This is a genomic window from Haloterrigena turkmenica DSM 5511 (assembly GCF_000025325.1).
Classification (GTDB): domain Archaea; phylum Halobacteriota; class Halobacteria; order Halobacteriales; family Natrialbaceae; genus Haloterrigena; species Haloterrigena turkmenica.
On the sequence record NC_013743.1, the window covers coordinates 490,034 to 507,948 of the forward strand.

Below are 17,915 nucleotides of genomic sequence, written 5' to 3' on the forward strand. Positions count from 1 at the left end.
ACTCCCCGGTTACTCGTCGCCGTCGCCATTGCCGCTGTCGTTGCCGTTTCCGTCCGCCTCCGCTTCGGTCACGACTCGCTCGACGACCCGACGCTCGCCGTCTTCGTAGACGTAGGTCTCGTCCGGGTCCTCGTCACGGGTCCGCCGATGGCTCCCGTCACAGAACGGAAACGAGTCCGACAGGCCGCACCGACAGACCGCGACGTCTCCCTTCTCGTCGTCGATATCCGACGGCTCGAGCTTTCGCGGACCCGTCTCCTCGAGTTCGACCAATCGCGTCATAGCCGTCGGTTCGGGACCGTCGAGCAAAAGACTCGGGTATCCGCGGTCGGCTCGAGCCACCTCGCCGGCGACGGTCGCGGCCGGCCGCGTTCGTCGTGAACGCAAGCTACTTGGTTCCCGTTCGTAATTTTCGACGTACGGACCACTATGAGTTTCCACGACGCAGGGACGTCGATCGCCATCACGCTCGCCGTCGTCAAGACCCTCATCCTGCTCGTGGGCAGCTTCATCACCTTTCTCGCGTTCAAAGCCTACCGCCGGACGCGCCAGCGCGCGCTTTGGCTCCTCGCCGTCGGGTTCGGTCTCGTGACGCTGGGTCTCGTGCTCGCCGGCCTGCTGTACGAAATCCTCGGCGTCTCGCTGATGACCGGCATCCTGCTCGAGAGTCTCCTCATGCTCGTGGGCTTCGTCGTCATCGCCTACTCGCTGTACGTGACCTAGGCTCGTCGAATCCCGCGGGAAGACTAAGGGACTGCGTCCCGCGAGTGCGAGTCGTGACCGGAAATTTCGACGAGAGATCGGACGCGGCTCGCTCTCGAGGCGACGCCGTCGGATCGGACGGACTCGCGCCAATCGTTCGGTCGGTCGTCGAGGGGCTGTCCCCCGGGCGGGCACTCGACGTCGCCACCGGCACCGGGCGGAACGCCCTCGCCCTGGCGGAGCGCGGCTGGACCGTCGACGCCGTCGATCTCTCGAGCGCGAAGCTCTCGCGGGCCCGCGAGCGGGCGACCGAACGCGGCATGGCCGTCAACTGGATCCTGGCCGACGTCGACAGCTACTGCCTCCCCGAGGAGCGCTACGACCTCGTAACGGTGAGTTTCTTCGACGCGCGCGGTCGGCTGCCGGCCCTGATCGACGCCCTCGCGCCCGGCGGCGTCCTCTGTTATGAACACTACCTCGCGTCGGCGGAGCGCGACGCGGGCCCGGGCGATCGGTTCCGGTTCGATTCGAACGAACTCCTGGCGGCGTGTTCGGACCTCGCGATCCTCTACTACGCCGAACGTCGGGTCGGCGACGAGCCGCGCGTCACGCTGGTCGCCCGGAACGAAACGGACGTTCCGCGGTGGCGCCCGCAGTTCCCGTCCCCCCGGTGACGGCGCGGAGCGGGCCTCAGAGCCACGTCGGCCCCGAGACGTCCTCGTCGGGCCCCTCGTGCCAGGAGTGGGCGGGCATCCAACCGAGCACGTCGGCCGCCTTCGCGTTCGACAGCGCCGACTCCTTGCCCTCGAGATCGACCGCGCCGGGGATCGGCCCGCAGACCGTCTCGACGAGTTCCGCGGTCGGCCGCCCGAGGTAGTTCTCGTCGGCGACGCAGAGGAACTCCTCGTGGCCCTTGAGGTCGGCCGCCAGCGCCGCTTCGATCATCCGGGCGACGTCGCGCACGTCGACGTAAGACGCGAAGTCGCCGGTCGGCTCCTCGCTCGAGAGATCAGAGCCGTCCTCGGTCGGTCGCGCTCGTTCCTTCGTCGGCGAAAAGATCGTCGCCGGTCGGATCGTGGCGACCGAGATCTCGTACCGGCGGGCCATCGATTTCGCGATCTCCTCGCCGCAGACCTTCGAGAGCCCGTAGGCGTCCTCGGGCCGGCGGTCGTGGGCCTCGTCGATCGGCAGGTAGTCCGGCGTCCACGTCGACTCCGCGAACAGCGCGCCGTAGGTCGCCTGCGAGGACGACCAGACGACGTCGATCCCCTCGCGCCCGGCCGCCTGCAGGACGTTGTACGCGCTCGTGACGTTGTTCTCGAAGAGCCGCGTCGACGGGTTCTCGAGGGGATCCGAGAGCGCCGCCAGGTGGACGACGGCGTCGGGATCGACCTCGGCGATCGTCTCCCAGGTGTCGACGCCCTCGGTCAGGTCGACGCCCCGAAAGTCGACGTTGGCGCGTACGCCGTCGGGCCGGTCGAAATCGACCCCGACGACGTCGACGCCGCGATCCGCCAGTCGATCGACGACCCACGACCCGACGTCGCCGGTCGCCCCCGTGACGATCGCGCTCTCGATATCGTACTCGAACTCCGGCGTCGATAGCTCGGTCTCGGCCATACCGGTCGTCCAACGGTCACCCACTAAACCGTGGTTCCAAACTGCACCTCGAGAAGGGAGACGGCGGGACCCGTCTACTGGATTTCGACGCACTTGTCAGCGTCCACCGCCGCGTCGCTCGTCTGCCCGTCGTTCGTCCAGTACAGGTCGTCACAGTCGCCAAATCGGCGACGAAATTACGGTAGTCGAGAGACAGCAGCAACGCTCTGTGTGTGAGTTCTCGAGAAAAGCCTAGGCCGGGATTTGAACCCGGGCTCTCGTCCTTACCAAGGACGCGCTTTACCGCTAAGCTACCCAGGCGCGCACTTCTTCGTTGACTCGAGTCGTCTTTAGGGCTTTCGATTTGCGGTGGGGCGTGGGGCTGTGTAGCGGGCCACTCGAACCCACGCACTCAGGGATCGGTCGCCGACGTCGCTCGATCGGTCGTCGGATCCTCGAGGGACTGCTCTCCGGGCATCGGCTCGAGGTCGGCGAGACAGTCCGCGGCCGGCGGGAAGGAGGGGCCGACGGTGTCAGCGAGGGCCTCGGCGGTAGCGAGCAGCCGCTGGGACGGTGCGTCGCCGACCGCGGCGGCGCCCGTGCGGACCGCGAGTTCGAGGATATCGCGCTCGAGATTGGCGTCGATCGTCGTCGCCTCGCTGTCGTCTGGTACGGGCTCGCCGTCAGCGTCGGTGGTCGGCCCGCTCGAGCGATCGGCGACCGCGTCGCGGCGGGTCTGGTCGCGCCCGAATTTCTGGACGGTTCGGACCGCCTTGCCGGCGGCGTCGGTGCGAGCGAGCAGGTAGAAGCCGCGGGCCACGAGGATGTCGGCGGCGAGGATCGCGAGGTCGCTCTCGTCGTCGCCGTTCCCGTCGGCGGCCCAGGGTTCGTCGTGGGCGAGCGACCGCGTCAGTCGCAGCCCCTCGTAGATGAGCTGGACGCCGGCCGCCTGGGTGGCGAGCCCGTCGGTATCGCGGTCGCCGTCGCGGCCGCGGCGCTGTGCGTGACCGCGGTCGGTCTCCGCGCTGCGCTCGGACTCGGCGACGGCGCGCCCGTCGGCCGTCGTCGCGGCGCTCTCGAGTGTCAGTACGCCGGGAACCATCGATGCCTCGGTGAGGGCGGTCTCGATGCGGTCGTGCAGCGCCGGCGGCTCCACGTCCGCGACGGCTTCAAAGGCGGCACGCCGACAGCTGTCGGCTCGATCCATTGATAGCGGCTTACGACGGGGGAGCCAAAGACCTTTGGAAACGTCCGGTAGACTCGCGCACATGATCGATGTGGACAGTAACGCCGACCGATCGATTCGAACCGTGACGATCGACCGCCCCGACGCGCGCAACGCGCTGACCGTCGCGGGTCTCGAGGCCCTCGAGACGGCGATCGCGGACGCCGAGGAGCCGGTGATCTACCTCCGCGGACGCGGCGGGGCGTTCTCCGCGGGCGCGGACCTCGAGGCGGTCGCCGATCTCGACGGCGACAGCGAGCGGGCCGTCGAGTTCGCCCGCCTGGGCCAGCGGGTCGCCCGGACGATCGAGGACTCGCCGGCGGTCGTCGTCGCCGGTATCGACGGCCCCGCCCGCGGCGGCGGCCTCGAGCTCGCGCTGGCCTGTGACGTCCGCGTCGGGACGCCCGACTCGACCTACGGCGAGCCCGGCGTCACGTTCGGCCTGTTCGGCGCCTGGGGCGGCACCGTCCGCCTGCCCCGCGTGCTCGGCGAGGGCGACGCCCTCGAGTTCGCGCTCTCGGGGCGGGCCGTCGACGCCGACGCCGCCCTGCGCATGGGCCTCATTTCGAGAATCGACGCCGAGCCGCGGACGGTCGCCGAGGAGATCGCCGAGAACGCGCCCGACGCGCTCGCCGTCCTCAAACGACGCATCAGGGACGACAGCGAGCGCGCCACGCAGGAACGTCGCGAGGCGCAGGCGTTCGGCGACCTCGTCGCAACCCACGCGGACGATATCGACGCCGTCCTCGAGTAGCGACTGGCGACCGGGCCGACGGTGCCACGAGAACTGTAGCTCAGGGAATATTTTTTACGTTTCACGATGAGGGTGGATCAATGCCCGACTCGGTGTTCCTCTCCGGCGACAGCGTCGATCTCCGACCGATCGAGGAGGACGACCTCGAGTTCCTGCGGCCGGCGGTCAACGACCGGCGCATCTGGCGACCGATCGGCCGGTCCCGTCCCGTCAACCGCGAGCAGGAACGGGAGTTTTTCGAGGACGTCGTCTGCAACGACGACACGGTGAACCTCCTGATCGTCACCGATTCGACACCGATCGGGACGGTCGCCTTCAACGGGATCGACTGGGAGGCCGACCGGGCGGAAATCGGCTACTGGATCGCGCCCGACCACCACCGGCAGGGGTACGCCACCGACGCGGTCGAGCGGTTCGTCACCTACGGCTTCGACCAGCTCGGGCTGCACAAGATCACGGCCCGCGTGTTCGAGTTCAACGAGGCCTCACAGCGGCTGCTCGAGTCGATCGGATTCACCAAAGAGGGAATTCATCGCGACGAGGTGTTCGTCGACGGCGACTACCAGGACACGTACTGGTACGGACTCCTCGAAGCGAACTGGCGCTCGCGGGTCGACTGACCGCGCCTCGTGCGGACTGCTGGACGTCAGTTCCGGTGCACCCACGATTCCGTCCAGTGGATACGCCGGGAAATCGGTACGGCAGACCGTATCAGTCCAGCGGCTCCGGCGCTGGCGGCGCCCGCCGTTTGTGTTCGCTGCGTTCGTACATTCCGCGGACCTTCTCGACGGTCTCCGCCTCGACCTCGAGCAGGCGGGCCGTCGCGTCGACCGACAGCGGGCCGTCGATATGGGTCGCCAGAATCGAGTCGAGCGTCTCGTAGCTGACGCCCATCTCGTCCTCGTCGGTCTGGTCGGCCCACAGCTCCGCGGTGGCCGTCTTCGCGGCCAGTTCCTCGGGGACGCCGACGTGGCGGGCGAGCTGGCGGACCTGCGCCTTGTAGAGGTTGCCGATCGGGTGGCAGTCGACCGCGCCGTCGCCGTACTTGGTGAAGTAGCCGACCGCGGCCTCGCTGCGGTTGCCCGTGCCCAGAACCAATCGCTCCTCGTGGTTCGCGACGAGGTAGTTCAACACTGCACGAGCGCGCGCTCGTGCGTTGCCGACGGCCTCGCGGTCGCCCTCCGCTTCGGGGTAGGCCTCGAGCAGCGCGTCGACGATGGGCTCGACCTCGATGACGTCGTAGCTGATCTCTAGGTCCTGGGCGACCCGCTCGGCGTCGCTCATGTTCCCCTCGCTGCTGACTCGAGCCGGGAGAACGAGCCCGTGGACGTTCTCGGCGCCCAGCGCCTCGACGGCGAGGTGGGCGGTGAGCGTGCTGTCGATTCCGCCCGAAAGCCCCAATACGGTCCCGTCGGCGTCGGCGGCGTCGACCTGCGACCGAATGAACTCGGTGATGTGTTCGCGTCGCCGTTCCAGTTCCGCCTCCGAGAAGCGAAGGTCGAGCATCTGTCTGGGCGTTCGTACGGCTGGCCCGTCCTAATAGCCTCGCCTCGACGGCGAAAAGTGGACGACTGTCCGATCGGTGAACTGTCGGTCGACTATTCACCGCAGCCAAACTGTGTGTCATGTTAACTTCTACCAATCACTAAATACGCAGACGGAGAACGCTCTCCTATGCAGGCGCTCGAACAACGCGACTTCGAAACCGACGTCCAGCGGGAGGTGTACGACTTCGTCGAGCAAAACGGGGCCGTCGAACGGCAGCAGTTGAAAGCGGCGTTCTCGTTCGACGCCGACGAACTCGAGGAAACGCTGTCGACCCTCGAGGATGACGGGTTCGTCGAAACCGAGGACGGGCTCGTGCGGTTGTCGATCGACATCGGCGAAGAGAAGACGCACACGACCGACGATCTGGAGTATACGATCCGACCGGCCGAACAGAGCGATCTGCGGGGGATCGTGGGCGTGATGCGACAGGTCGCCGAGGAGAACGACTACCTCGTCGCCGAGACGATCGTCGACCTGCTCGACCACGAGGAGGTCGTGTTCCGGCACAACGACATCACGTCTCGAATTTTCTTCGTCGCAACGGTCGACGACGACGTCGTCGGCTGGGTCCATCTGCAGGCGCCCAACTACGAGAAACTCTCTCACACCGCGGAGCTGACCATGGGCGTGCTCGAGGAGTACCGCGGTCACGGCATCGGAAGCAATCTCCTCGAGCGGGGGCTCCAGTGGGCCACTGAAAACGAGTACGATAAAGTGTACCAGAGTTTGCCCGCGACAAACCAGGACGCCATCAGGTTCCTCGAGAACCACCGCTGGGAGACCGAGGCGATTCGCAAGGCCCACTACAAGATCGACGACCAGTACGTCGCCGAACAGATGATGGCCGTCATGACCGGTCAGTCCCTACTCCCCTCGTAATCGCACCCCGGTCGGCGGCCTCACACCCGATTTTCGCCTGACAGAACCCGGAATTGCCACGGGACGACGCTCGTGCGGTCAGACGGATGGGATCCGAGTGGCGTCCCGGTGAGGACCCAGGTTCTCACGCGCCGCCGACAGGCGACCGGTCAGATTGCCGTCGCTCGTGGCCACACGATCGCGATCCGGCGGCTTTCCGGTGCGCTCGAGGGTTCCCGGTCCGCCGATCGCGCGTCGCCGTCCGTTCCTTTTAATACGAGCCGTGCCTGAATTCGATACGAGCGCTGGTGGTCTAGTGGTAGGACATGAGCTTCCCAAGCTCATAGCCCGGGTTCAATTCCCGGTCAGCGCATTTTCGGTCGACTACCACACCGATAGATTTGTCTCCTGATCGTAGTACACTCGAGAGCCGAGTACACGTCACCGCGGACAGCAAAACACGCCCAAAAACCGCCTGCTAGATACCCATCGCTTCGATCTGCTCCTGATACCGATTCCGGATCGTCACCTCGGTCACCTGCGCGACCTCGGCGATTTCGCGCTGAGTCTTCTTCTCGTTACAGAGCAGCGAGGCGGCGTAGATCGCGGCGGCGGCGTAGCCCGTGGGCGACTTGCCCGACAGCAGTCCCTTCTCGGTCGTCGTGTCGATGATCTCGGTGGCCTTGGCCTGGACCTCCTCCGAGAGGTCGAGCTCCGAGCAAAAGCGCGGCGTGTACTGTTTCGGATCGACGGGCTCCATCTCGAGGCTGAGCTCCTGGGCGACGTAGCGGTAGGTGCGGCCGATCTCCTTGCGCTCGACGCGGGAGACGGCGGCGACCTCCTCTAAGCTGCGGGGAATGCCCTCCATGCGGCAGGCGGCGTAGAGGGTGCTGGTGGCGACGCCCTCGATGGAGCGCCCGCGGATGAGGTCCTCGTCTAACGCGCGGCGGTAGATGACGCAGGCGACCTCGCGGACCGACCGGGGAATGCCCAGCGAGGAGGCCATCCGATCGATCTCGCTGAGGGCGAACTGTAGGTTGCGTTCGCCGGCGTCCTTGGTGCGGATGCGTTCCTGCCACTTGCGCAGGCGGCGCATCTGGCTGCGCTTGTCCGCAGAGATCGAGCGGCCGTAGGCGTCCTGGTTCTTCCAGTCGATGGAGGTCGTCAGCCCCTTGTCGTGCATCGTCTGGGTCGTCGGCGCGCCGACGCGGGACTTGCTCTGTCGCTCCGAGTGGTTGAACGCGCGCCACTCCGGGCCGTGGTCGATGTTCGAGCCTTCGACGACGAGTCCGCACTGATCGCAGACGAGTTCGCCCTGATCCTCGCTCGTGACGAGCGTTCCGTCGGAACACTCGTCACACGCCCGCTCGCGCTCGCGTTGATCTGTGGTTTCGGTCGATGCTGATTCGCGTTCGCGCTGGCGGGATGGGCGAGCCATTTCGTATAGACAATGACGGCCGAGGCTTTTAGATGTCGCCCTCCACGGATCGGCCGTTTTTCAGACGAGTCTGACCGGAAAAACGCCGCGAATCGCCCTCAGAAGTAGCCTAACAGCGTTCCGGAGAGGACGAGCACCCAGAGCGCGACGCCCGCGACGAGCATGTCGTTGAATCGCGACTCGCGGGTCGCGCGTTTGGCCGCGCCGCCGGCGATCAGTCCGAGCGCGACGACGACGAGCATGCGCTGGAGGACGACGTCGACGGGCAGCGAATCGACGCCGAGATAGCCGTAGTCGAGCCAGATCGCGGCGGCCAGCGAGCCCGCGGCGACGAGCGCGGCGTCGAGCCGGCGAGTGAGCATTCCGGCGACCAGGTAGGTCGCGGTCGGAATCCCGACGGCGAGTACGGGATACAGCAGGCCGGCGATCTGGTGTGGCGTCAGGAAGCCGGCGCGGTGCTCGAGAGCGAGGCCGCCGAAGCGCACGGCGAAGTACAGTCCGACGATGGTACCGACGAGGAGCAGGTGACCGATCTCGATCCGGGCGTACGCGGCCGCGATTCGCCGGCGGTCGACGTCCGTCAGGTGGTCGTCGATGGCCGACGGCGCTCGGTCGGAGATGCGTTCGGAATCGATTTGGCTGCCGGTATCGGCCCGCAGCACCCGACTGCGTCTGCGCGCGACGAGTCCGACGGCCCCGGGCAGGAGGATCATCCCGGTGAGATCGACGACCGTCGCCCAGCCGTCGGCGTCGCTGGAGTTCCTGTTGTTGAGGTACATCCGATGGACGTCCTCCTCGACGTCGACGCGCGGATGCTTCATGAAGTCGTTCTCGACTTTCGTCTGGGCGTCCTGGGAGCCGTGGACGCGGTGGCGGAGCGTAAACCAGTCGAAGTGTTCCGAGTGGGTCTGCATGATCACCCACTGGTCGTCCTCGTTGGGGCTCTCGTAGAGCCGGATGTGATAGCGCTGGCCGTAGTAGTCGCCGTCCTCGAGTTGGTGCGTCTCGGTCGTCCAGTAGCCGGACTCGTTGGGTCCGGGATCGAGATAGGCGTAGCGAGTGCCGCCGTCGGCGTCACCCCACTCGAGGTTGGGAACGGGACCAGAGGACTCGTTGGCCGCCGCAGAGTCGTTGTCGGTGTCGTTCGCGGGCGGCGCGTCGACGGTCGACTCGTTGATCGTCGACTCGTTGACGGTCGGCTCGTTGCCCGCCGTCTCGTTGTCCTCGAGATCGTCAGAGCGGTTGCCGTCGCCGGTGAGCGTGTAGGTCTCTGGCCCCGCTTCGGCCTCCGTCTCGTTGATCTCCGTCCAGTCGCCGTCGCTGGCTTCGGTCAGGACCCGCTCGATGTCGTCGACATCGCCGCGAACGATCACGTTGATCGGACTCCGCTGCTTGAACCGCTCCTCGGGGCTCAGGTATCGCCAGAACCGGCTGTCGGAATCCTCGAGTTCGGTCATTTTGGGCGATACCTCCGTCTCGTTCGGAGAGACGGACTCGGTCGAGGGAGAGAACAGCAGCGAGGGGCCGCCGACGAAGAGTAGGGCGAGAACGAATAATGCGAGTGCGATTACGAGCGAGCGACGCATGTTCCCCCTACTAGCGACGGCTTACACATCAATCTAGGTAATTTCAGATCCGGGTCAGCACTCGGTGTCCGGTCCGACGGTCAGGACGGGCGCAGGAGCCTCACGAACGACCCGCTGGGAGACGCTTCCGACGACGTTGGTCTCGTACTCGTCGCCGCTGGTTCCCATTACGATCATGTCGACGTCGTGGTCGGCCGCGTAGTCGACGATGCACTCGGCGGGGTGGCCCGTGTCGGTGGCCGTCTCGACCGTGAGGTCGTGGGCCGCTGCGCTCGTCGCGACGTCGTCGATCGCGTCGCGGGCGTTCGCTCGCAGGTCGTCGCGGACCGTCTCGACGCGGTCCTCGTCGAGGACGAGGAACGCGCGGTCGTCGACGACCGAGAGGACGTGGACTGTCGCCGATCGCGTCGCTGCGATGTCGATCGCGTGGCTCGCGGCGACCGCCGCCTGGTCGCTGCCGTCGGTTGGAACGAGGAGTGTCTCGTACATCGGGACCTACTCGAGGCACTCGCCCGCGGTGAAAAAGCGATTGCCGTCGTTCTCTTCGGATGGGAATTCCTCGTTCGCCGCCGGTAGCGATCGGTTTCGGTCGCCCCCTAGGCGCCGGGGATGCCCAGCGCCTCGGGGGTGACGATCCCGAGCATCGAAGCGGCGTACACGATCGCGACGGCGACGACCCAGGCGACGATGCCGATCGCGGCCGCGGTCCCCCAGCCGCCGGGATAGCGCCAGTTAATCACGCCGACCCAGACGACGAGCATCACCACCACGCCGAGCAGCGGGATCCAGCCGACGAAGTAGCTCGTCAGCGCCCAGACGGCCGCGCCGATGAGCGCGGTCAACGCGGCGTTGAAGGCGCTGGCGTCCCGGTCGAGGATGACGCGGGCGCCGGCCAGGATCGCGACCGTCCCGACGAGCAGACTGAGCACGAAGATGACGGCGGAATCGATTACAGCCATTGTTCGAGAGTTAGGACTTCCAGCTCAGTTCGATCTCGATCGTCTCGCGATTCCCCCGGAGCATCGAGGAGCGTTCGACGACGTCGATCGAGACGTCGACCTCCGCGGCCGGGTTCAGCGAGACCGTCTTGTTACCGACGCCGACGTTGATCTCTTCGGCGTCGCCGTCGAACTCCTCGGCCAGCGTCGCCAGATACGCTGCGAGTTCCGATCGCGGAAGTTTCTCGTCGGCCGTCGTCCGTTGAACCATACGCGCTAGTGGCGGCGATATCCGCAAAAGTATGGGCAGCGAACGGGTTCCTAACGGAGGTTTACCGCCCCGGACGCGGCCGAACCGTTATCGCGTTCGGACTGAAACGATAGCTGATAGGAACGGGACCACCGCTGATCGCCCGTCGACGGACCGGGTCGATCGCCGTGGGTCAGGACGACGGCCGCGGTTCAGAGGGGTGGACTCAAAACAGGTTCGCCTGCTGGTAGACCGAAATCCCGTCGTCCGTGATCTCGTAGGGTTTCTTCTCTCGAGAGTGGTTCGCGTCCCGGATCTTCTGGATCTCGACGGCCAGGCGCGTCTCCCGGAAGTCGTCCGGCCGGATGTACTGCAAGACGAAAACCGCGTCCGTGAGGTACTCCACGATGCCGTACCGGGAGGCATAGGGCGACTCTTCGGACGCCTCGCTCGTCAGCAGCGCGGTGACGCCGGCCTCCTTCAGGCTCCGGGTGAAGTCGTAGATCTCGTTGCGGCGGGTCGCGCGATCCTCGTACATCATCTCGAGCAGCGACACCGAGTCGAGGACGAGCCGAGCGGCGTCGAACTCCTCGATGAGCGTCGGGAGCTCGTTCGTGATCGACTGCAGGCTATTGGCCATTTCGATCGGGTCGACGTCGACGACGGCGAGTCGGTCCTCGGCGAGGTACTCGTCGAAGGGGTAGCCCTTCTCGGTCGCGCTGTCGATCACGCGCCGGCGGCTCTCCTCTAAGGTGATGAACACCGCGTTCTCGCCCCGCGCCAGCCCGTGCTCGAGAAACTGTAGGCCGAAGGTCGTCTTTCCGGTCCCGGCGCTGCCCATCGCGACGAGCAGGGAGCGTTCGGGGACGCCGCCCTGAATCATCCGATCGAGCCCCTCGATGCCGAGCTCGAGTCGGGGGAGGTCGGAGTCGACCGCTTCGTCGAAGTCGGTCTCGTCGCCCGTCGAGAGGTCGAAGTCGAGCTCCGAGAATCCCTTCGGGCCGGTCTCGTCCGCCCTGACGGTCGGAACGTCGACGTCCGCGAGCGCCGAGCCGAAGTCCTCGTCGAACAGCTCGCCGCCGCTCTCCTCACGACTCTCGTTGGCTGTCTCGGCCTCCGTCCCACGCTGACTCGCGGCTTCAGCAGACTCGACGCGGTCACCCGTCGTCTCCGCGCTACTGATCGCGTCGAACTGCTCGGCGGTCGCATCGCCAGACGAGTCGTCCCCTGCCTCGTCGTCCGCCGACTCCTCGGCGTCCTCGAGCGCGCGTTCGAACCAGTCGTCGGACACCTCACGCACGGGACTCACCGTCACTGTCGCTCGTTGACCCACGGCGGCCGTCACCAGAAGCGCCGTCGAGGCCGCCCGCTCGCAGCGGTTGCGGCGATCGGTCGAACCACCTCGGCGGGAGCGCCTCTATCATGCTGAATCTGGGACGGCGGCCGTCGCGGGGCCGTTCACGTACTCGAGTGTCCCCCACCACGATGAATGTTGTTTCCGCGCCGAGGGCGCGGTGGCGGCGTGACGGGTGGCTTTTTGACGACGCAGCGGGTAGCCGCCGACGATGGACGTCGCCGTCGGTATCGTCGGCCAGCGAGGCAACGAGCGCGCACAGGGACTCGCCGCGTCGCTCGCGGAGACGCTCGAGCGACGCGGACGCGACGGGGGTGAGATCGCGGTCGTCGTCGACGAGGCGACCGGTGAGGCAATCGACGTGCCCGCGTGCCCGGTCGACGAGATGGGCGACCGAGATCTCGTCGTGAGCATCGGCGGCGACGGCACGCTGCTGTTCGTCGCCCGCGAGGTCGGCCCCACACCGATCCTCGGAGTCAACCTCGGCGAGGTCGGCTTTCTCAACGCCGTCGCGCCCGAGGACGCCGTCGACGTCGTCACCGATCTCGTCGCGGACTACCGCGAGACCGGCGCGTTCGAGGGGCGCGAACTCGCTCGCCTCGAGGCGACGGGCGAGGGGGCCGACTGGACCCTCGAGCCGGCGCTCAACGAGATCGTCGTGCACGGCCCGCGTCGGGGTCCCGGCGGCGGGGCGACTGTCGAGATCCGCGTTGACGGCGGGCAGTACGCCGCCGGCCACGCCGACGGCGTCCTCGTGGCGACGCCGACGGGCTCGACCGCGTACAACCTGAGCGAGGGCGGGCCGCTGGTTCACCCGGCCGCCGACGCGTTGGTCGTCACGCAGATGGCCGCCGCCGATTCGATGCCGCCGCTGGTCGTCGATCCGGACACCGAGCTCTCGATTACGATCTCGGGGCCCGACATCGCCTACGCGATCAGCGACGGCCGGAACCGACAGCGACTCGAGCCCCCGGCGACGATCACCGTCTCGGTCGCGGACGAGCCGATCAGACTCGTCGGGCCTCGCGGGGACTTCGTCTCCAGCCTCGACAAACTCGACTGACGCCGAGACGGCGTCTCGCGAGCGTTATCGTTGGGCCTGCTCTGCACCCTCGACGAGTCGCTCGAGTTGGGCCGGTGGGACGGCGCCGCGGGCGGCGTGGTCCTCGTACACGAACGTCGGAACGCCGGTTATGCCCCGCCGCTGGGCCGCTTGAAACCGGTCCTCGAGTTCCGTTCGGAGCCCGTCGTCCTCGACCGCCGAGCGAATCTCGTCGATCGGGAGCCCGACGGACTCGGCGAGGTCCGCGAGGACGTCGGCGTCGCCGATGTCGCGGCCGTCCTGCCAGAGCGCCTGGTAGATCGCCTCGTCGAAGGCCGCCCACTGTTCGGGGTACTCCTGCTTGACGTACCACGAGGCCTGCTGGGCCGGCAGCGAGTCGACCTCGGTGGCCATGATCTGGTTCATCTCGACGCCGTACTCCTCCTGCAGCCGGCGGACGTTCTGTTTGGCCTGTTCGTAGTACTGGTCGTCCTTGCCGTCGTCGACCTCGTGATCGATGGAGCCATCGGGGTTCCGCTTGCCGCTGCGGAGGTCGAACGGTTGCCAGTCGATCTCGAGGGGCGCCTCGCGCTCTTCTCGGTACTGCTCGAGCGAGCGCGTCCCCAGATAACAGAAGGGGCAGACGTAGTCGGCGTAGAGTTCGAGTCGGTCGGTCGAATCGGCTGTCCCGGACATACCCGCGGTAGGGAGCGACGACGGAAAAGTCGCCGGCAACCGGAAGATCGTCTGCGAGGGTGCGTCGCCATCGACTCTCGCTCGTTGTCGGCCCCGCTCGCCGGTGGCGAACTCAGGCCCCGTTCGCGCCGTCGCCGGCGGCGACGCCTTCCTCGCTCCCGGCGTTGGCCTCGGTGACGTCCGGGAGGTTGGGATCGCGGTAGGGGTTCCGACCGTACGCCGGCAGCTCGTCCTCGAGTTGTTCCTTGAGGACCCGCCGGAGTCGGTTCAGGCTGGTCGTGTCCAACCCGTAGTCGGCCGCGAGACGCTTGAACGTCTCATCCTCGGTGATGTCGTGGGCGCGGTACTGGGCGAACAGGTCGTCCATCCGGTCGGCCGACAGCGCCTGCGCGTCGATGTCGTCGAGTCCGAAGTACTGCTGGCGGTCGACATCGACGACGTGGCGGATGACCACCAGCGCGACTTTCTCGATGGCGCGCTGGCTCCCGAACTCGGTGAGATCGATCTCGTCCATGACTCCCAGCGCGAGGTCCCGCTGCCACGGCGTCACCTCGAGGGCGTTACACAGCGCCTGGGTCGTCCGCAGCCGGTCGAGCCGATGGGCGCGCTCGCTGTAGCCCGGCGTGGCCGCGTGCTGTTCGTCGTGCAGTCGGCGGACGCTCTCCGAGAGGTCCCCGTCCGACGACTCCGCGCGGCCGATCACGGTCGCGCTCGGCGTGACGACCCCCCACTGGCGGACCGTCGAATCGCGCTGGACGTCCGCCCGCGAGAGCGACCCGGAACCGGGCCGGTTTTCGAGTCGGCGTTCGTCCTCGTACTCGAGTTGCGGGCTGTCGCCGACGGCCGCGGGTTCGTCGGGGCCTGGACCGGGTTCAGCACCGTCGTCTCTCATTACCGCTTGCTCGGACCGGCAGACGGAAAAAGGCACCTCCTAGTGAAACCGTCGCTCGAGGTAACTGAGCGTCTCAGTGATACGAACTCGGGAGAGATCGCCCGACGGCGCGACCGCTCTCGAGGTTGGGGACAGTGTTCGACGCCGCGAAAAGCTCTTCGTAGCTTCACCTTGTAACCAGAGGCACTTAAAGAGACACTGGGGCGTCGGTCCCCAGTCACCGCTCGAAGAGTACTCTCGCCACTCGCGAATTGGGACTCGAGGAGGACCGTCTCTCCCGCGTATCCCCACCTTGTGACCAGAAGCACTTAAAGAATCCTCGGCCCGCCGTCGGGTAACTACGGATACTGAATGCTCCGTCGTGGGTAACTGCTCGAGAAGGACCGCCTCTCCCGTCGTATCTCCACCTTATGACCAGAGGCACTTAAACCAGATCGGAGATCGTCTTCCCCGGTCGTTCGAGACGAACGTGTAAATTTGTAGTACAGCGGTAGAAACAAGCGAATCGATCAGTGCGACGGCTGGCTACGGGCGACACTCCGGGTGAAAGACGCCGAGGTACCTCTTGCTTCTCTGGCCCGTTTTGTACAATCTAACCCCCTCTATCTCCCGGCCACACACATCACAGGTCATTAGCGAATGCAGACGCTCACCCGAGTAAACCCTGTTGTGACCACGCGAATAGCAACAGCCGTGGTCTACTCGATGCAACAGTCTCCAGTTACGGAATGAAGCTGCCGCCGGGGCCTGTGGTCAGTCCAATACCCACGGAACGGCTGTCGGGGATCGAAACGATAGCGGCGCTGCTCTCGACAGCAGCGGCTGGTCGGTAGAACGCCACTCGAGAAGACCGGTCTCCCGTCGTATCTTCACCTTGTGACCAGAAGCACTTAAAGACCGAGCGCCGTCCGCTGGTCGGACTCGCCCTACCGAACCGCAGCGATCAGTTCGTCGACGAACTCGTCGAGTCGCTTCGGATCGGGACCGCTGTGCGCGTGACGCCCGGGATCGATTTCGTGGGGCGGATGGGCGAACTCCCGGCCGACGGCGTCGCCGATCGGCTCCGAACCGTCGCCGGCCCACTTTCGCTCGAGCAATGCGCGGGCGCGTTCGATCCGTTCGTCGTCGAAAACGGACGGCGCCTGCTCGTCCAGGAAGCGGTCGAACTCGATTACGGGCAGTTCGTGGCCGTCCCGCTCCCCGGTCGCTTTCAGGTAGCGAGCCGACATCGCCGCCCGGTAGATCGTCAGGTTTCGCTTCACCGTGGGTTTCGTCTGCGTCTCGGTGAACCGCTCGTCGTCGATTGGGATCGTCCGCGTTCCGTCGTCGACGTCGAGCTCGTCCGCCTCTTCCTCGCCCCGCGTCTCGACGACGTACTCGTCCTCGCGCGCCTCGAGGATCGGAAAGATCGCGTCGTCGGTGCGGACCAGATGGTGCGAGATGTACTTCCGGTAGTTGCTCGTCGCGATCCCCCGCCACGCGTGGTAGAGATCCATCGGATTGTACGTCCGCTCGACGTAAGCGGCGAGTTTCATGGGCTCGTAGGCGACCCGGTAGCGGATCGGGCTCCGGAGCAGATCGATCGCGCCGTCGTTGGAGTCGGCGAGCAGTCGCGCGAACGTTCGGACGTCCCAGCCCTGCAGTTCGACGTCGCCGTCGTCCGTGTCGACGGCCTCGTGGATCGTCTCCGGCGGGCCCGCGAGGTGGGCGTACCGCCGCAGATCGTCCGGAACGAAGACGAAGCCGACGTCGTAGTCGCTCTCGGGGCTCGCCGCGCCCCAGGCATGGCTCCCGCGAGCGACCGCCAGCGCGACGCGAATTCCGCGGTCGCGCTCGAGGTCGGTCAGCAGGTCGTCGACGCGCTCGAAAACGGACTCGGGGACGGCGGACATGGCTGTAGCTCGTCTCTCGAGTGGGAACGGTCCGCGAAAAGTTCTTCGTAGCTTCACCTTGTGACCAGAAGCACTTAAAGGACCGTCGAGGCTGCTGGCGATTCGAGACTCCGTTCCAGTCGGGATTTGCCGACTGTACACCGACGACTTCCCGTTCCGAAAGCTTGAATCGCTGCCTGCCCTGAATACAGACAATGAGTCATCAGCTTCCGGACGTGCAGGCAACGTCACCCGACGTCACCGTCGGTCTGAGTCAGGTCGGCGTCACCGGCGTCGACAAACTCGTCAAGATCGCCCGCGAAGGGAAACGACCGATCGTCCTCACCGCCGAGTTCGAGGTCTTCGTCGATCTCCCCGCCTGGCGCAAGGGCGCGGACATGAGCCGCAACATGGAGGTCATCGACGAGATCCTCGAAGAAGCCACCCGCGAGGAGGCCTACCGCGTCGAGGACGTCTGTGGCGACGCCGCCGAACGACTCCTCGAGAAACACGACTACACCTCCACGGCCAAGGTCTCGATGGAAGCGGAGTTCATGCGCCGCGAGCAGACGCCCGCGAGCGACCGCGAGACCCAACACACCGTCGACATCATCGCCTCCGCGACGGCCACCGAAGAGGGCACTCGCGAAGAGATCGGCGCCGAAGTCACCGGGATGACCGTCTGTCCGTGCTCACAGGGGATGTCGGCCGCGCGCGCGAAACAGACGCTCGAGGACTTGGGCGTCGAGGAGGAGACGATCACCGAGTTCCTCGAGGAAGTGCCACAGCCGGGCCACTCCCAGCGGGGCCACGCGACGCTGACGGTCGAATCGAACGGTGACCCGGCGGTCGACCTGAACGACGTCATCGACATCGCCCGGGACGCGATGAGCGCGCGGATCTACAACCTCGCGAAGCGGCCCGACGAGGACCACATGACCTACGCGGCCCACGCCGACGCGAAGTTCGTCGAGGACTGCGTGCGCGCGCTCGCTGAGGGCGTCGTCGACGAGTTCGACCACCTCGCGGACGACGCCGTGATCACGATGAAACAGTCTAACGACGAGTCGATCCACCAGCACAACGCCCACGCCGAGCGAAAGGTCGAGATGGGGACGTTGCGCGAGGAAGTCGCCGGCGACGACTGAGTTCCGCGTTTCTC

General features: G+C 66.4%; 20 protein-coding genes and 2 tRNA genes. 8 read left to right on the top strand and 14 right to left on the bottom strand.

Annotated features, from left to right (window positions below; translation table 11 throughout):
- Positions 1-9: 9 nt before the first annotated feature.
- Positions 10-282 carry a CDGSH iron-sulfur domain-containing protein gene (locus HTUR_RS02320; RefSeq protein WP_012941689.1) on the bottom strand — a complete coding sequence of 91 codons (273 nt, stop codon included), beginning with the start codon at positions 280-282 and terminating at the stop codon, positions 10-12.
- Between the two features lie 147 nt (positions 283-429).
- Between HTUR_RS02320 and HTUR_RS02325 the strand changes: the two genes are divergently transcribed.
- Both HTUR_RS02325 and HTUR_RS02330 read left to right on the top strand, forming a co-directional pair.
- Positions 430-723, top strand: a complete 294-nt coding sequence (locus HTUR_RS02325; protein WP_012941690.1) for a DUF7521 family protein — start codon at positions 430-432, stop codon at positions 721-723.
- A gap of 44 nt (positions 724-767) precedes the next feature.
- Positions 768-1,376, top strand: a complete 609-nt coding sequence (locus HTUR_RS02330) for a class I SAM-dependent methyltransferase (protein WP_012941691.1) — start codon at positions 768-770, stop codon at positions 1,374-1,376.
- 16 nt (positions 1,377-1,392) lie between these two features.
- Here HTUR_RS02330 and HTUR_RS02335 read toward each other — a convergent pair whose 3' ends face one another.
- The 3 genes from HTUR_RS02335 to HTUR_RS02345 form a co-directional block, all read right to left on the bottom strand.
- Positions 1,393-2,322 carry an NAD-dependent epimerase/dehydratase family protein gene (locus tag HTUR_RS02335; RefSeq protein WP_012941692.1) on the bottom strand — a complete coding sequence of 310 codons (930 nt, stop codon included), beginning with the start codon at positions 2,320-2,322 and terminating at the stop codon, positions 1,393-1,395.
- 228 nt (positions 2,323-2,550) lie between these two features.
- Positions 2,551-2,622: transfer RNA gene (locus tag HTUR_RS02340), tRNA-Thr, on the bottom strand.
- A 91-nt stretch (positions 2,623-2,713) separates the two neighbouring features.
- Complete coding sequence (locus HTUR_RS02345; protein ID WP_012941693.1) at positions 2,714-3,508, bottom strand: DUF7114 family protein; 795 nt, start codon at positions 3,506-3,508, stop codon at positions 2,714-2,716.
- Positions 3,509-3,569: 61 nt separating this feature from the next.
- Here HTUR_RS02345 and HTUR_RS02350 point away from each other — a divergent pair, with 61 nt between their 5' ends.
- A complete protein-coding gene (locus tag HTUR_RS02350) occupies positions 3,570-4,280 on the top strand; it encodes an enoyl-CoA hydratase/isomerase family protein (protein WP_012941694.1) in 711 nt (236 codons plus the stop codon).
- Between the two features lie 80 nt (positions 4,281-4,360).
- The gene (locus tag HTUR_RS02355; RefSeq protein ID WP_012941695.1) at positions 4,361-4,900 is read left to right on the top strand and encodes a GNAT family N-acetyltransferase; all 540 of its coding nucleotides are present in this window, start codon (positions 4,361-4,363) and stop codon (positions 4,898-4,900) included.
- A 91-nt stretch (positions 4,901-4,991) separates the two neighbouring features.
- Here the strand turns inward: HTUR_RS02355 and HTUR_RS02360 are convergent, their stop codons facing one another.
- Entirely contained in the window at positions 4,992-5,786 is a 795-nt protein-coding gene (locus tag HTUR_RS02360) for an NAD+ synthase (RefSeq protein WP_012941696.1), read from the bottom strand.
- A gap of 168 nt (positions 5,787-5,954) precedes the next feature.
- Between HTUR_RS02360 and HTUR_RS02365 the strand changes: the two genes are divergently transcribed.
- A complete protein-coding gene (locus HTUR_RS02365) occupies positions 5,955-6,707 on the top strand; it encodes a GNAT family N-acetyltransferase (protein ID WP_012941697.1) in 753 nt (250 codons plus the stop codon).
- A gap of 281 nt (positions 6,708-6,988) precedes the next feature.
- A tRNA-Gly gene (locus HTUR_RS02370) sits at positions 6,989-7,059 on the top strand.
- Between the two features lie 105 nt (positions 7,060-7,164).
- On the opposite strand, the gene HTUR_RS02375 is transcribed toward HTUR_RS02370, so the two are convergent.
- The 6 genes from HTUR_RS02375 to HTUR_RS02400 form a co-directional block, all read right to left on the bottom strand.
- Entirely contained in the window at positions 7,165-8,124 is a 960-nt protein-coding gene (locus tag HTUR_RS02375) for a transcription initiation factor IIB (protein WP_008892741.1), read from the bottom strand.
- 98 nt (positions 8,125-8,222) lie between these two features.
- Positions 8,223-9,710 (bottom strand): hypothetical protein, encoded by a 1,488-nt coding sequence (locus HTUR_RS02380; protein WP_012941698.1) that lies wholly within the window; start codon positions 9,708-9,710, stop codon positions 8,223-8,225.
- A 54-nt stretch (positions 9,711-9,764) separates the two neighbouring features.
- Positions 9,765-10,199, bottom strand: a complete 435-nt coding sequence (locus HTUR_RS02385) for a universal stress protein (RefSeq protein WP_012941699.1) — start codon at positions 10,197-10,199, stop codon at positions 9,765-9,767.
- A gap of 107 nt (positions 10,200-10,306) precedes the next feature.
- Positions 10,307-10,669 (bottom strand): hypothetical protein, encoded by a 363-nt coding sequence (locus tag HTUR_RS02390; RefSeq protein WP_012941700.1) that lies wholly within the window; start codon positions 10,667-10,669, stop codon positions 10,307-10,309.
- Positions 10,670-10,679: 10 nt separating this feature from the next.
- Positions 10,680-10,919 (bottom strand): amphi-Trp domain-containing protein, encoded by a 240-nt coding sequence (locus tag HTUR_RS02395; RefSeq protein ID WP_012941701.1) that lies wholly within the window; start codon positions 10,917-10,919, stop codon positions 10,680-10,682.
- A 205-nt stretch (positions 10,920-11,124) separates the two neighbouring features.
- Positions 11,125-12,198 (bottom strand): KaiC domain-containing protein, encoded by a 1,074-nt coding sequence (locus HTUR_RS02400; RefSeq protein WP_148225316.1) that lies wholly within the window; start codon positions 12,196-12,198, stop codon positions 11,125-11,127.
- Positions 12,199-12,463: 265 nt separating this feature from the next.
- On the opposite strand from HTUR_RS02400, the gene HTUR_RS02405 reads away from it, so the two are divergent.
- Positions 12,464-13,315, top strand: a complete 852-nt coding sequence (locus HTUR_RS02405; RefSeq protein WP_012941703.1) for an NAD(+)/NADH kinase — start codon at positions 12,464-12,466, stop codon at positions 13,313-13,315.
- A 24-nt stretch (positions 13,316-13,339) separates the two neighbouring features.
- Here HTUR_RS02405 and HTUR_RS02410 read toward each other — a convergent pair whose 3' ends face one another.
- The 3 genes from HTUR_RS02410 to HTUR_RS02420 form a co-directional block, all read right to left on the bottom strand.
- A complete protein-coding gene (locus HTUR_RS02410; protein ID WP_012941704.1) occupies positions 13,340-13,990 on the bottom strand; it encodes a DsbA family oxidoreductase in 651 nt (216 codons plus the stop codon).
- Positions 13,991-14,102: 112 nt separating this feature from the next.
- Entirely contained in the window at positions 14,103-14,882 is a 780-nt protein-coding gene (locus HTUR_RS02415) for a hypothetical protein (RefSeq protein WP_012941705.1), read from the bottom strand.
- Positions 14,883-15,808: 926 nt separating this feature from the next.
- Positions 15,809-16,774: a nucleotidyltransferase domain-containing protein gene (locus tag HTUR_RS02420; RefSeq protein ID WP_012941706.1), complete on the bottom strand. Its 966-nt coding sequence runs from the start codon at positions 16,772-16,774 to the stop codon at positions 15,809-15,811.
- 194 nt (positions 16,775-16,968) lie between these two features.
- On the opposite strand from HTUR_RS02420, the gene mptA reads away from it, so the two are divergent.
- A complete protein-coding gene (gene mptA, locus HTUR_RS02425) occupies positions 16,969-17,901 on the top strand; it encodes a GTP cyclohydrolase MptA (RefSeq protein WP_012941707.1) in 933 nt (310 codons plus the stop codon).
- The last annotated feature ends 14 nt before the right edge of the window (positions 17,902-17,915 follow it).

What these genes read in the sequence shown, in the direction of transcription:
- HTUR_RS02325 (WP_012941690.1), top strand. Translation starts at nt 430, where the DNA reads ATGAGTTTCCACGACGCAGGGACGTCGATCGCCATCACGCTCGCCGTC.
- HTUR_RS02355 (WP_012941695.1), top strand. Translation starts at nt 4,361, where the DNA reads ATGCCCGACTCGGTGTTCCTCTCCGGCGACAGCGTCGATCTCCGACCG.
- HTUR_RS02410 (WP_012941704.1), bottom strand. Translation starts at nt 13,990, where the DNA reads ATGTCCGGGACAGCCGATTCGACCGACCGACTCGAACTCTACGCCGAC.
- mptA (WP_012941707.1), top strand. Translation starts at nt 16,969, where the DNA reads ATGAGTCATCAGCTTCCGGACGTGCAGGCAACGTCACCCGACGTCACC.
- HTUR_RS02380 (WP_012941698.1), bottom strand. Translation starts at nt 9,710, where the DNA reads ATGCGTCGCTCGCTCGTAATCGCACTCGCATTATTCGTTCTCGCCCTA.
- HTUR_RS02360 (WP_012941696.1), bottom strand. Translation starts at nt 5,786, where the DNA reads ATGCTCGACCTTCGCTTCTCGGAGGCGGAACTGGAACGGCGACGCGAA.
- HTUR_RS02320 (WP_012941689.1), bottom strand. Translation starts at nt 282, where the DNA reads ATGACGCGATTGGTCGAACTCGAGGAGACGGGTCCGCGAAAGCTCGAG.
- HTUR_RS02390 (WP_012941700.1), bottom strand. Translation starts at nt 10,669, where the DNA reads ATGGCTGTAATCGATTCCGCCGTCATCTTCGTGCTCAGTCTGCTCGTC.
- HTUR_RS02350 (WP_012941694.1), top strand. Translation starts at nt 3,570, where the DNA reads ATGATCGATGTGGACAGTAACGCCGACCGATCGATTCGAACCGTGACG.
- HTUR_RS02345 (WP_012941693.1), bottom strand. Translation starts at nt 3,508, where the DNA reads ATGGATCGAGCCGACAGCTGTCGGCGTGCCGCCTTTGAAGCCGTCGCG.
- HTUR_RS02375 (WP_008892741.1), bottom strand. Translation starts at nt 8,124, where the DNA reads ATGGCTCGCCCATCCCGCCAGCGCGAACGCGAATCAGCATCGACCGAA.
- HTUR_RS02405 (WP_012941703.1), top strand. Translation starts at nt 12,464, where the DNA reads ATGGACGTCGCCGTCGGTATCGTCGGCCAGCGAGGCAACGAGCGCGCA.
- HTUR_RS02335 (WP_012941692.1), bottom strand. Translation starts at nt 2,322, where the DNA reads ATGGCCGAGACCGAGCTATCGACGCCGGAGTTCGAGTACGATATCGAG.
- HTUR_RS02385 (WP_012941699.1), bottom strand. Translation starts at nt 10,199, where the DNA reads ATGTACGAGACACTCCTCGTTCCAACCGACGGCAGCGACCAGGCGGCG.
- HTUR_RS02365 (WP_012941697.1), top strand. Translation starts at nt 5,955, where the DNA reads ATGCAGGCGCTCGAACAACGCGACTTCGAAACCGACGTCCAGCGGGAG.
- HTUR_RS02415 (WP_012941705.1), bottom strand. Translation starts at nt 14,882, where the DNA reads ATGAGAGACGACGGTGCTGAACCCGGTCCAGGCCCCGACGAACCCGCG.
- HTUR_RS02395 (WP_012941701.1), bottom strand. Translation starts at nt 10,919, where the DNA reads ATGGTTCAACGGACGACGGCCGACGAGAAACTTCCGCGATCGGAACTC.
- HTUR_RS02420 (WP_012941706.1), bottom strand. Translation starts at nt 16,774, where the DNA reads ATGTCCGCCGTCCCCGAGTCCGTTTTCGAGCGCGTCGACGACCTGCTG.